Below are 13338 nucleotides of genomic sequence, written 5' to 3' on the forward strand. Positions count from 1 at the left end.
GCGGTCGCGTAGGGTGGGCAAAGGCGCAAAGCGCCGTGCCCACCATCGTGCCGCGATGTCGTTTGAATGGTGGGCACGCTGCGCTTTGCCCACCCTACGGGATCGCGTTGCTCCGCCCGGTCCCCTCATTCAACAAGCACGCCACCTGGTGTCCATCACCAGCATCCACCAGCGTTGGTCGCTCCGTCCTGCACCGCTCCATCGCAAACCGGCAGCGCGTGTGAAACGCGCAACCCGGCGGCGGATTGACCGGGCTTGGCACGTCGCCGTCGACCAGCGGCGCGAGCTTCTTCGCCAGCGGGTTGGCAATCGGCACCGAGGCGAGCAGAGCCTGCGTGTAGGGATGGCGCGGGTTACGGAACAGCTCGTCCTTGTCTGATATCTCGACGATGCGGCCGAGATACATCACGGCCACGCGATGGCTGATATGGGCGACCACGGCGAGGTCGTGGGCGATGAAGAGGTAGGAGAAATGGTGCTCGCGTTGCAAATCGATCAGCAGATTGATCACCTGCGCCTGGATCGAGACGTCGAGCGCTGAGACCGGCTCGTCGCAGACGATCAGGCGCGGCCCGAGCGCGAGCGCCCGTGCGATGCAGATGCGCTGGCGCTGGCCGCCGGAAAATTGATGCGGGAAGTTGCGCATCTGGTCGGGCCGCAGGCCGACCTGCTCGAACAGTTTTGCGGTGCGCGCCTCCAGCGCCTTGCCGCTGGCGAGGCCATGCACGGCCAGCGGCTCTCCGACGATATCGCCCGCGGTCATGCGCGGGTTGAGCGAGGCGAACGGGTCCTGGAACACGATCTGCATCGAACGGCGATGCGGCCGCAGTGCGGTCTTGGACAGATGCGTGATGTCCTCGCCGTCGAGGCGGATCTGACCCGAGGTCGGCTCGACCAGTCTCAGCACGCTGCGCGCGACCGTCGATTTGCCGCAGCCGGATTCGCCAACCAGCCCCAACGTTTCGCCAACGCCTACCGAGAACGAGACGCCGTCGACCGCGTGTACGGTGCCGACCTGCCGGCGCAAAACGCCGGCACGCACCGGATAGTGCTTTGTCAGGCCGGTGACTTCGAGCAGGGCCTCGGTCATGCCACCTCCGCCACGTCGGCCGCGCGCCAGCAGGCGGCAAGATGGCCGCCGCCCCAATCCGCGAGCGGTGGATATTCGGTCTCGCAGCGCTTGATCGCGAGCTTGCAGCGCGGCGCGAAGGCGCAGCCCGGCGGCAATCGCACCAGCGACGGCACGGTGCCGGGAATCTCGTTCAGCCGCGCCTGCGCCGGAACGCCGGACGCGGGCACCGCCGGGATCGAGGCCATCAGCCCGCGCGTGTAGGGATGCTTTGGCGCGGCGAACAGCGCCTCGACGCTGGCTTCCTCCACCTTCCGGCCCGCATACATCACGATGACGCGCTGTGCGGTCTGCGCGACAACGCCGAGATCATGCGTGATCAGCACGAGCCCGGTGCCGAGCTCCTTCTGAAGATCGAGGATCAGCGCCAGGATCTGCGCCTGGATGGTGACGTCCAGCGCGGTGGTCGGCTCGTCCGCGATCAGCAGCGCCGGCCGGCACGTCAATGCCATCGCGATCATCGCCCGCTGGCGCATGCCGCCGGAGAGTTGATGCGGATATTCCCGCGCGCGCCGCGCCGGCTCGGGGATGCGCACCAGCCGCAGCATCTCGACTGCGATGTCACGGGCCTCTCCAGCCGGCATCGCGCGATGCAGCCGTACCGCCTCGGCGATCTGGTCGCCGATCCGCATCACCGGATTGAGCGAGGTCATCGGCTCCTGGAAGATCATCGAGATGCGGTTGCCTCTGATAGCCCGCATTTGCGCTTCATCGAGCGCCAGCAGATCGGTACCTTCAAGCGTGACGGAGCCGCCGACGATGCGGCCGGGCGGATCGGGCACCAGCCGCATCAGCGACAGCGCGGTGACGCTCTTGCCGCAGCCGGACTCGCCCACGATCGCCAGCGTCTGGCCTCGCCTGACGGTGAAGGAGAGGTCGTCAACGGCCTTGAACAGCCCCGAATTGGTGAAGAACACCGTCTTCAGGTTCTTTACCTCGAGCACGAGATCGGATTTGTTCGCCATCAGCCGCGCTGCCGGGGATCGAGGATGTCGCGCAGGGCGTCGCCGAACAGGTTGGCGCCGAACACGGCGAGGCTGATGGCGATGCCCGGGAAGATCACCAGCCAGGGTGCGGTGCGGACATATTCGGCGGCGGATTCCGACAGCATGCGGCCCCAGGATGGATAAGGCTCGGGAATGCCGAGGCCCAGGAAGGAAAGCGAGGCTTCGGTGAGAATCGTGGAGCCGAGCTGCGCGGTGGCGAGCACGATCAGCGGCGCCAGCGTATTCGGCAGAACGTGGCGCAGCGCGATACGCACCTCGCTCATGCCGATCGACTTGGCGGCTTCGACAAAGGGCAGTTCGCGCAGCGCCAGCGTGTTGGCGCGGACGACACGCGACACGGTCGGGATCAGCGGAATGGCGATGGCGATGATGACGTTCGGCAGCGACGGACCGAGTGCCGCCGTCATGATCAGGGCCAGCACCAGCAGCGGCAGCGCCTGGAGGACGTCGGAGACGCGCTGGAATACCAGGTCGACCCAGCCGGAGAGATAGCCGGATGTCAGCCCGACGATGACGCCGATCGTGCCGCCGAGTGCGGTCGAGCCGATGCCGACGGCGAGCGAGATACGCGCACCGTGGATGATGCGGCTGAAGACGTCGCGGCCGAACGAATCCGTGCCCATCCAGTGTGCGAGGCTCGGGCGCATCAGCGCGCGGGTCGAATCGATCGTCAGCGGGTCGTAGCGCGCGATGAAGTCCGCGAAGATCGCGGTGAGCACGAACAGCGTCATGATGACGAGACCGGCTGCGCCCAGCACGTGCCGTTGCGCCAGAAACAGCACGCGCCGCCAGCCCCCGGTCGCATGTGCACCAGCGCGCCTCAGTTCAACGTGATAGTCGATCGCGGCCAAACATCTCTCCTAGTCCGTGTACCTGATCCGCGGGTCAAACACCGCGTACAACATGTCGACGATGAAATTCGCGCTCACCACCACCACCGCAATCAGCATCACGAGGTTCTGCACGATCGGATAATCGCGCCAACGGATCGCTTCGACCAGGAAGCGTGCGACGCCGGGGATGTTGAACACGGTCTCCGTCACGATGAGGCCGCCGATCAGGAATGCCGCCTCGATGCCAATCACGGTGATGACGGGCAGGATCGCGTTCTTCAGCGCATGCTTGTAGTTGACCGCGGCATCGGAGGCGCCTTTGGCGCGCGCGGTGCGGATGTAGTCCTGCCGAAGTACCTCGAGCATCGATGAACGGGTGATCCGCATCGTGAGCGCCGCGCTACGGAAGCCGACGGCTGCGGCTGGCACGGCGTAGGTTGCGAACGCTTCCAGCCAGGTAGCGGGGTTCGGATTGAAAATCGGCATCTGGTTGAACATCGCCACAGAAGCAGTGAGGATCAGCAGGCCGAGCCAGAACGAGGGCAGGGACAATCCGCTGAGACTGACGACGCGCAGCGCATAGTCAAGCCGCGTGCCCTGCTTCACCGCGCTGATGACGCCGAGCGGAATGCCGATCGAGGCCGAGAACAGCAGCGCGAGGCCGGCGAGCCGGGCGGTGATCGGGATCCGCGGCAAGATCTCCTGAAGCGCCGGCTTCTCCGAGACATAGGAGTAGCCAAAGTCGCCGCGCAGAAAACCGCTGATCCAGTGCCAGTATTGCACGACCAGCGGCTGGTCGATGCCGAGCTCTTTCTCGAGACTGGCCTTGTCGGCGGGATCGACATATCCGGCCGCGGCGAACAGGATATCGACGATGTTGCCGGGCACGATGCGCAGCAGGAAGAAGATGACGACCGAGATCCCGAACAGGGTCACGAGCATCAGGAACAGGCGCCGCACCAGATAGGCAAACATTCCGCGCCCTCCCGCCCGGCCGTCAGCGCGCTACTTGTCCATCCAGACGTCTTCGTACCGGTAGCCATTGTAGGAGCTGTTCGACATGACGGTCACGCCCTTGACATAGGGCTGCCAGCAGCTGCCGGTACGGGCGTGAAAGATGATCGGGCGGGCGACGTCCTCCTGCAACTTCTTGTCGATGTCCCACACCAGCTTCTTGCGCTTGGCGACATCGGTCTCCTGCGACTGCACGTCGAACAGCTTTTCGATCTCCTTGTTGCAGTAATTGGTGTAGTTGCGTTCGGAGCCGCATGAATAATTCTCGTAGAAGGACTGGTCGGGATCGTCGACGGCGTTGCCGGTCAGATTGAGCCCGAGCATGTAGTCCTTGCGCGCGATCTTCGGGAACCAGTTCGCGGTCTCGACCACGTCGAGCTCGCCGTCGATATAGATGCTCTTGAGCTGGTCAATCAGGATCACCGCGGGATCGCGATAGACCGGAATGTTACGGGTCGAGACCTTGACGGCGAGATGCTTGTCCGGGCCGTAGCCGGCCTTCTGCATCAGCTTTTTGGCTTCATCGCGGTTGGCGTTGATGTCGGGACCATAGCCTGGAATCGTCTCGAGCATCTCCTTCGGCATACCCCACAGCCCGTTTGGCGGCGGCAGCATGGTGCCGCCGACGTCGGCCTGGCCTTCGAACAGGATCGAGACGAACGCCTTGCGGTCGAGCGACAGCGCCATGGCCTTGCGGATGTCGAGATTGTCGAACGGCGGCGCTGACGAATTGACGATGATGTTGGTTGATACGTTGTTGGGCTCGACCACGCAGACCGCGTTCGGGGCTTGCGACTTCACGTCTTTCAGCAACGGAATGCTCACCTCGGTCGGGAACGCCATGTCGAACTTGCCGGCGACGAAGGCCAGGATCGCGGTCGAGCGGTTCGGGATGATGGTGAACTCGATGCCGTCGAGATAGGGCCGGCCCTTGCGCCAATAGTCGGGATTGCGCGTCAGCTTGATCGATTCATTGGCCTTGAACTCGACGAACTTGAACGGCCCCGTGCCGATCGGATGGGTGCGCATGTCGCCGGGCGAGACGTGGCACGGATACACGGGTGTGTAACCCGAGGCGAGCAGCGCCAGCAGCGACGGCTGCGGCCGCTTCAGGTTGAACGAGACCTCGAAATCGCCGTTGGTCGAGATGTCGTTGACCTCATTGTACCAGGACTTGCGCGGGTTCTGCCGGAATTTCTGCTGCGACTTGCCCATCAGCATGTCGAAGGTGCATTTGACGTCAGCCGCGGTGAACGGTTTGCCGTCATGCCATTTCACGCCCTGGCGCAGCTTGAAGGTCAGCGTCTTGCTGTCGTTGATCCAGGCCCAGCTCTCGGCGAGTTCGGGCACGATGGTGTCCATGCTGTTCTGCGCCACGTCCTGCTTGTAGATGACGAGGTTGTTGAACACGGGCATGAAGGGAACATTGAGCGAGTAGGTCGCGCCCTCGTGGATCGAGGCGTTGCCGGGGCTGTCGCGGTGATACATCCGCAGGATTCCGCCCTGTTTGGGCTCGCCGGCGAGCGTGGTGGTTGAGGTCGTCAGCACAGATAACGCCGCCATTGCGGCGAGCGCCCACACGCTCCGCATTCTCATCCTCCCTGGACAACGGCCTTTGCGACCTGTTTGTCAGACGATAGCGACGCGCGCGCAGCGAAGCAACCGGCAAGGCTGGCGGTGGCCTCGACAATTCGGATGACGGAAGGCCGCAGAGCGTTTCCTCGCAATGTGAGAGTGCGGGTGCGAAGGAGTGATTCCAGCGCAGATGTAGCGCGCGGCGGAAAATACCTTCACACGATCCGCGACGCCTTGTTCCCCCAATAGCGGTCGCGCAGCAGCCGCTTGTACAGCTTCCCCGTCGGCAGCCTTGGCAGCTCCTTCTCGAAATCGACCGAGCGCGGCACCTTCTGCCGCGACAGCGATGCGCCGCAGAAGGCGATCAGCTCTTCGGCGAGCGCCGGCCCCGGCACCACGCCGGGCATCGGCTGCACCACCGCCTTCACCTCTTCGCCGAGATCGGGATTAGGTACGCCGAACACCGCGGCATCCGCGACCTTCGGATGGGTGATCAGCAAATTCTCGCATTCCTGCGGATAGATGTTCACGCCGCCCGAGATGATCATGAACGTCGCGCGGTCGGTGAGGTAGAGAAACCGGTCCTCGTCGACATAGCCGACATCGCCGACCGTGCTCATGCTGCCGTCGGTCGAGCGCGCCTCCCGGGTCTTCTCCGGATCGTTGAAATATTCGAACGGCGATCCCGTCTTGAACCACACTTGGCCGGGCGTGCCGGTCGGGCACGGCTTCATGTCTTCGTCGAGAATGTGCAAGTCGCCCAGCAGTACCTTGCCGACGCTGCCGCGATGGGCGAGCCATTCCTCGCTGTTGCAGGCGGTGAAGCCGAGGCCTTCGGTCGCGCCGTAATATTCGTGGATGATCGGGCCCCACCATTTGATCATTTCATCCTTGACCAGCGCCGGGCAGGGCGCGGCGGCGTGGATTGCGATCTCCAGCGAGGAGAGGTCGTATCGGGCTCGCACCTCCTCGGGCAGCTTCAGCATACGCGAGAACATCGTCGGCACCAGCTGGGTGTGGGTGATGCCCCATTGCTGGACGAGTTGAAGGTAACGCTCGGGGTCGAAGTTCTCCATGATGATCACGGTGCCGCCCATGCGGATCGTGAGATTGACCGCGGCCTGCGGCGCCGAGTGATAGAGCGGCGCCGGCGACAGATAGATCATGCCCTCGCGGTAGTGCCACAGCTTGGTCAGGAAATCGAACAGCGGCAGGTTGTGCTTTGGTGGCTCCTCCGGCAGCGGCCGCAGGATGCCCTTCGGCCGTCCCGTCGTGCCCGACGAATACAGCATGGGAGTGCCGAGCCATTCGTCCGCAATCGGCGTCTTCGGCAGGCCGGAGGTGACGTCCGCAAGACCGACAATGCGGTCGCTCTCGCCGGGGCCGTCGGCGACGATGCAGAGCTTGACGTCGGGGCAGGCCGCGATGGCCTCGCGAGCGATGTCGAGTTTTGCAACAGACGTGATCAAAATCTGCGACTGGCTGTTGGTGAGGAGATAGGCGAGTTCGCCCGCGGTGAGAAACGAGTTGATGCAGGTGTAATAGAGCCCTGACCGCTCGCCCGCGCCGCAGGCTTCGAGATAGCGGGAATTGTTCTCCATGAAGATCGAATAGTGATCGAGCCGCTTCAGGCCGTGCCTGCGGAACAGATGCGCCAGCTTGTTGCTGCGTGCATCGAGCTCGCGATAGGTGACGGCCTCGCCCGTTGCCGCCATGATGAAGGCGGGCTGGAGCGGGCGTAGACGGGCATGCTGACCTGGATACATCAGTCCTCCGGCTCAAAATTATGCGGCGAGAAGCAGGATTTCTCGCACCTGCGCAGGCGTATCGATCTTGCGCGGGTTGCGCGGGATCCAGTTCGTGCGCATCGCCTGTTCGGCGATGGCGTCGAAATGCTCGGGCGAGACGCGCACGTCAGCGAGGCTGCGCGGCATGCCGAGCGAGCGGATGAAGGCGTCGAGCACGTCGGCGGCATGATGGCCGGGAAAGCCCATCGCGGCGGCGACGATCATCTGGCGCTCGGCATTGTCGCGTGCATTCCAGCGCATCACCGCCGGCAGCATGATGCAGGAGGTGTAGCCGTGCGGCACGTCGAAGGCCGCCCCCAGCACGTAGCCGATGCCGTGGCTCGCGCCCATCGGCACGCCGGCGGCGAGCGCGCCCATCGACAACCAGGTGCCGATCTGCGCGTCCATCCGCGCGTCGAGATCGGCAGGGTCGGCTTTCACCCGCGGCAGAGCGTCGGCGAGCATGGCGAGCCCCTTGACCGATTGCGCGTCGGCATAAGGGTGCGTCTCGCGCGAGCAGATCGCCTCGACGCAATGGTCGATGGCGCGGATGCCGGTGGAGAGGAATAGCCATTCCGGCGTGTGCACGGTGACGGCGGGATCGAGGATGGTCGCGCGCGGCACCGCGAGTGGGTGCCGCAGCATCTGCTTCACGTGGGTGGCGCGGTCGGTCACGCCTGCAATGGAGCTGAATTCGCCGCCGGCGATCGTGGTCGGCACGCTGATCTGGCGCACCGTCGGCGTGGTCATCTCGGGTGCGACGCCCTTGTGCACGCGGATGCGGTCGATGCCGTCAACATCGTCGATGCCGTTGGCAAGACAAAGCTGCACCGCCTTGGCGCCGTCGGTGATCGAGCCACCGCCGACAGTGACGATCAAATCGGCGCCTGCCTCGCGCGCCGCATGGGTGGCCGCGATCACGGCCTCGCGCGGCGTGTGCGCCGGCATGGCGTCGAACAGGCCGGCGCAGCGCGCGCCCAGCGCCTGCTTGATTTTCTCGATTTCGTCGGTCTGGCGGTTCAGCGTGCCGGAGACCATCAGGAAGGCCCGGCGCGTCCCCAGCCGGTCCATCTGCGCGACGATGGCCTCGGCCGCCGGGTGGCCGAACACGACCTCCTCGATCGCGCCGTAAACGACACGTCCCTGGTGCACGCCTGTCCTCCCCGGACAATTTGTCTTTAGTTTTGTGAGGGGCAGTCTAGCCGGGCAGCCGTTGTTCGTCATGTGTGAAGACGCTGGTTTTGTCTCCTTCTCCGGCAAGCGGGCGAGGCGAGGGAAGGCCGCCGCGTGCCCGCCTCTCCCCTGTCAACCCGCCATCCGGTCAGGCCCTGCTTCGAAGCATTGCACGCGCATTGGTCTTGAAGAGTTCATCGAGAGCACCCATCCTACCTCCCCCGCGGATTGACGAATGGCCTGCATTTTCCGCGGCTTTTATGCGAGGACCTGGGATGACTGGACCGAACGGAAGCGAGCGATTTGTCAAAAAGCACGATTTCGTTCAGCCGCGGCACTGCGCCATCGCCGGCCTTCTCGCCGCGGCGTTCGCGCTCGCCGGATGCGGGCAGCCGACCTCGCAGGCGGCTGCGCCGCCGCCCGCGCCGGTGACCGTCGCCCAGCCGGTCAAGCGCACCGTCACCGATTGGGATGAGTTCACCGGTCGCTTCGAAGCGGTCGAGGAGGTGCAGGTGCGCCCGCGCGTCGGCGGCTTCGTCAACTCCGTCGAATTCCAGGACGGCGCGATCGTGCATCAGGGCGATCTGCTCTACGTCATCGACCCGCGTCCGTTCGAAGCCGTTGCGGAGCAGGCCGACGGCCAGCTCGCCGACGCGCGCGCCAAGGTGGAGCTTGCCAAGCGCGAGCTCGACCGCGGCCTGAGTCTGGTCCAGACCAGCGCGGTCTCGGAGCAGGTCGTCGACCAGCGCCGCCAGGCCTTGCAGGCCGCGCACGCCGCCGAGACCCAGGCCGAGGGCGCGCTGAAGGCCGCCCGGCTCAACATCGAGTTCACCCATGTCACCGCACCGCTCACCGGCCGCGTCAGCCGCCATCTCGTCAGCCCCGGTAATCTCGTGCAGGGCAGCGACACCGGCACCTCGACGCTGCTGACCTCGATCGTCGCGCTCGACCCGATCTACGTCTATTTCGACATGGATGAGACGACGTTCATCAAATACAGCAAGCTGTGGTTCGAAGGGAAGCGACCGAGCTCGCGCGATACGGCGAACCCGGTGCAGATCACGCTCGCCGGCGAAACCAAGCCGTCGCATGAGGGCACCATCAACTTCCTCGACAACCGCCTCGATGTCTCCACCGGCACGCTGCGCAGCCGCGCCGTGGTCAAGAACACGGATATGTCGATCCTGCCCGGCCAGTTCGGCCGTGTGCGCCTGATCGGCAGCGCGCCCTACGAGGCGTTGCTGATTCCGGACGTCGCTGTCGCAACCGACCAGTCCCGCAAGATCGTGTTCGTGGTCAAGCCGGACGATACCGTCGAGGCCCGGCCCGTGGTGCTCGGCCCGCTGGACGAAGGCCTGCGGGTGATCCGCGAAGGCCTGAAGCCGGACGATCGCGTCATCGTCAACGGAATCCAGCGCGCCCGTGTCGGCGCCAAGGTTGCTCCGCAGACAGCGCCGGCCGGTGGCAAGCCGGGTGACAAGTCATGAATCTGGGCCGTCTCTCCATCAACCAGCCCATCCTTGCGATGGTGCTGTCGATCGTGCTGCTGATCGTCGGCGCGCTCGCCTACACAACGCTGCCGGTCTCCGAATATCCCCAGGTGGTGCCGCCGACCGTCGTGGTCACCACGCAATATCCCGGCGCTTCAGCCCAAACCGTGTCCGACACGGTCGCAGCTCCTATCGAGCAGCAGATCAACGGCGTCGAGGACATGCTGTATCTCTACAGCCAGGCGACTTCGAACGGCCAGCTCACCATCACCGTCACCTTCAAGCTCGGCACCGATCTCGACAAGGCGCAGGTGCTGGTGCAGAACCGCGTCGCGATCGCGCAACCGCAACTGCCCGACGAAGTGCAACGCAACGGCGTCGTCACCCGCAAGAACTCGCCCGACATCCTGATGGTCGCGTTCATGCTGTCGCCCGACGACACTTTCGACCAGCTCTACATCTCAAACTACGCGCTGCTCCAGGTCCGCGACCAACTGCTGCGCATCGACGGTGTCGGCGACATCCAGATCTTCGGCGCGCGCGACTATTCGATGCGGCTCTGGCTCGACCCTGACCGCATCGCCAATCTCGGCCTGACTTCGGCCGAGGTGCTGGCCGCGATCCGCGCCCAGAACGTGCAGATCGCCGGCGGCCAGATCGCAGAGCCGCCGATTGCGGATCGCGCCTTCCAGCCGAACCTCACATTCACAGGACGCCTGAAGGACCAGAAGCAGTTCGAGGATATCCTGATCAAGGCCGGCTCCGACGGGCGCACCGTGCGCCTGCGCGACGTCGCCCGCATCGAGCTCGGTGCTCTCGCCTACACGACCAACAGTTTTCTGCTGCGCAAGTCGGCGGTCGCCATGCTGGTGACGCAGCGGCCGGGCTCGAATGCGCTCGCGACCGCGAAGAACATCTCCGACACCATGGCGAAGCTGAAGCAGAGCTTTCCCAAAGGCCTCGACTACAACATTGGCTACAACCCGACCGAGTTCATCGCTCAGTCCGTCCACGAACTGATCAAGACCATCTACGAGGCCATGCTGCTCGTGGTCATCGTGGTGCTGGTGTTCCTGCAGGGATGGCGGCCCGCGATCATCCCGATCATCGCGATACCCGTCTCGCTGGTCGGCACGTTTGCGGTGATGGCTGCACTCGGCTTCTCCATCAACAATCTCACTTTGTTCGGCCTCGTTCTCGCCGTCGGCATCGTGGTCGACGACGCCATCGTGGTGGTCGAGAATGTCGAACGGCATCTTGAACACGGCCTGAGCCGGCGTGATGCCGCGCTCAAGACCATGGAGGAGGTCGGCGGTGCGCTGGTCTCGATCGCGCTGGTGCTGTGCGCGGTGTTCGTGCCCACCGCATTCATAGGGGGCATTTCCGGTCAGTTCTTCCAGCAATTCGCCGTCACCATTGCGGTCGCGACCGCGATCTCCTGCTTTTGCTCGCTGACGCTGTCACCGGCGCTAGCCTCGTTGATTCTTACGCCGCACGAGGAGAAGAAGCCGCCGGCCGCCTGGAATCTCGTCGCGCGCGGCTGGAACGCCTTCACCGGCGCCTTCAACCGCGTGTTCGACCGGCTCGCACATGGCTATGCCGGCGTCGCCAGTTTCGTGATCCGGCATTCGGTGGTGATGATCCTGGCTTACGTCGTGCTGATCGGCAGCGCCGGCTGGCTGATCGTGACCACGCCGCAAGGATTTATCCCGGCGCAGGATCGCGGCTATGTCATCATATCCGTGCAATTGCCGGGCGCGGCGTCGCTTGCACGCACCACCGAGATCGTGCGCGAGGTCGAGCGGATCTCGCTGGATACGCCCGGCATCATCCGCGTTGCCGCCTTCGCGGGCTTCTCCGGCGCGACGCGCACGCAGGCCGGAAACGCAGCGGCGCTGTTTCCGGTGTTCGACGAGCCCGAGGCGCGAATGAAGAAGGGATTATCTGCGAACGCGATCACTGTGGAGCTGCGCAAGCGCCTGGCCGCGATCCAGGGCGCCTTCATCATCGTGATTCCGCCACCCGCCGTGCCCGGCATCGGCACCGGCGGCGGCTTCACCATCCGCATCCAGGACCGCCAGGGTCGCGGGCCCGAGCTGCTCGCCGCGGCCACCGACGAGCTCGTCGCGGCGGCGCGCAAATCCCCCATGCTGCTGGCGCCCACCGTGTTCTCGCCGTTCTCTGCCAATACGCCGCAGCTCTTCGTCGATATCGACCGCACCAAGGCGCAGAAGCTCGGCGTGCCCATCGCCAACATCAACGACACGATCCAGACCTATTTCGGATCGACCTATGTCAACGACTTCAATTTGTTCGGCCGTACCTATCACGTCACGGCGCAGGCGGACTTCCCGTTCCGAAAGGAGCCAAGCGACCTCGCTCGGCTGCGCACGCGCAACGCCTCCGGCGACATGGTGATGCTCGGCAGTGTGGTCGAGTTCAAGGATGTGTCGGGCCCCGACCGTGTCGCGCGCTACAATCTCTATGCAGCATCCGAATTGCAGGGCGAGCCGGCGCCGGGCGTCAGCTCGACCACCGCGCTCGATGCCATCAAGAAGCTCGCGGACGACACCTTGCCGAGCGGCTTCACCTTCGAATGGACCGACCTGTCCTATCAGCAGATCACCGGCGGCAATGCGGGCCTCTACGTGTTCCCGATCTGCGTGCTGTTCGTCTATCTCGTGCTTGCCGCGCAATATGGCAGCTGGACGCTGCCGTTCGCGGTGATCCTGATCGTGCCGATGTGCCTGCTCGCCGCCACCATCGGCGTGCGCATCATGGGGCAGGACGTCAACATCCTCACCCAGATCGGATTCGTCGTTCTGGTGGGACTTGCGGCGAAGAACGCGATCCTCATCGTCGAGTTCGCGCGCGACATCGAGAATGAAGGCAAGCCTCGGCTGGAGGCCGTGATCGACGCCTGCCGCCTGCGCCTGCGGCCGATCCTGATGACGTCGTTCGCCTTCATCCTCGGCGTCTTGCCGCTGGTGATCTCGTCGGGTTCCGGCTCGGAGATGCGCCAGGCCGTCGGCGTCGCCGTGTTCTTCGGCATGATCGGCGTGACGCTGTTCGGACTTCTGTTCACTCCGATCTTCTATGTGGTGGTGCGGAACCTGGCCGAGGGGCGGAACGAGGGGAAGAAGCCGGGGGTGGTGGGCTCGTAAGTTGTTGGTGATGCCCGCTGGTTTATCCCCCGCGTTGGCGGGGACCCATAACCCCAGGGAGAAGTCTGGGGCAAAGCTGGTAACTTCGAGTCTTCGTCCAACTCGATCCTGTGGCTATGGATCCCGGGCTCGCGCTGCGCGCGCCCGGGACGACACCGATTGTTTG

At 64.6% G+C, this 13338-nt stretch carries 9 protein-coding genes; 2 read left to right on the top strand and 7 right to left on the bottom strand.

What is annotated here, in order from left to right:
* Positions 1 to 94: 94 nt before the first annotated feature.
* The 7 genes from ACQ86E_RS15350 to ACQ86E_RS15380 all read right to left on the bottom strand — a co-directional run bounded on the left by ACQ86E_RS15350 (position 95) and on the right by ACQ86E_RS15380 (position 8497).
* Complete coding sequence (locus tag ACQ86E_RS15350) at positions 95 to 1090, bottom strand: ABC transporter ATP-binding protein (RefSeq protein ID WP_431206079.1); 996 nt, start codon at positions 1088 to 1090, stop codon at positions 95 to 97.
* Positions 1087 to 2094, bottom strand: coding sequence for an ABC transporter ATP-binding protein (locus ACQ86E_RS15355; protein ID WP_431206080.1), 1008 nt, complete (start codon positions 2092 to 2094; stop codon positions 1087 to 1089). The genes ACQ86E_RS15350 and ACQ86E_RS15355 overlap by 4 nt, the downstream gene beginning before the upstream one ends.
* Positions 2094 to 2987, bottom strand: a complete 894-nt coding sequence (locus tag ACQ86E_RS15360) for an ABC transporter permease (RefSeq protein ID WP_431206081.1) — start codon at positions 2985 to 2987, stop codon at positions 2094 to 2096. The genes ACQ86E_RS15355 and ACQ86E_RS15360 overlap by 1 nt, the downstream gene beginning before the upstream one ends.
* 9 nt (positions 2988 to 2996) lie before the next feature.
* Positions 2997 to 3944, bottom strand: coding sequence for an ABC transporter permease (locus tag ACQ86E_RS15365; RefSeq protein WP_431206082.1), 948 nt, complete (start codon positions 3942 to 3944; stop codon positions 2997 to 2999).
* A gap of 30 nt (positions 3945 to 3974) precedes the next feature.
* A complete protein-coding gene (locus ACQ86E_RS15370; protein ID WP_431206083.1) occupies positions 3975 to 5573 on the bottom strand; it encodes an ABC transporter substrate-binding protein in 1599 nt (532 codons plus the stop codon).
* Positions 5574 to 5773: 200 nt separating this feature from the next.
* Positions 5774 to 7324 carry an AMP-binding protein gene (locus ACQ86E_RS15375; RefSeq protein ID WP_431206084.1) on the bottom strand — a complete coding sequence of 517 codons (1551 nt, stop codon included), beginning with the start codon at positions 7322 to 7324 and terminating at the stop codon, positions 5774 to 5776.
* Between the two features lie 18 nt (positions 7325 to 7342).
* A complete protein-coding gene (locus ACQ86E_RS15380; RefSeq protein WP_431206085.1) occupies positions 7343 to 8497 on the bottom strand; it encodes an iron-containing alcohol dehydrogenase in 1155 nt (384 codons plus the stop codon).
* 296 nt (positions 8498 to 8793) lie between these two features.
* On the opposite strand from ACQ86E_RS15380, the gene ACQ86E_RS15385 reads away from it, so the two are divergent.
* Positions 8794 to 10005: an efflux RND transporter periplasmic adaptor subunit gene (locus tag ACQ86E_RS15385; protein WP_431206086.1), complete on the top strand. Its 1212-nt coding sequence runs from the start codon at positions 8794 to 8796 to the stop codon at positions 10003 to 10005.
* The gene (locus ACQ86E_RS15390) at positions 10002 to 13172 is read left to right on the top strand and encodes an efflux RND transporter permease subunit (protein ID WP_431206087.1); all 3171 of its coding nucleotides are present in this window, start codon (positions 10002 to 10004) and stop codon (positions 13170 to 13172) included. The genes ACQ86E_RS15385 and ACQ86E_RS15390 overlap by 4 nt, the downstream gene beginning before the upstream one ends.
* Positions 13173 to 13338 lie beyond the last annotated feature (166 nt).

The sequence above is a fragment of the Bradyrhizobium betae genome (assembly GCF_050632175.1).
GTDB lineage: Bacteria > Pseudomonadota > Alphaproteobacteria > Rhizobiales > Xanthobacteraceae > Bradyrhizobium > Bradyrhizobium betae_B.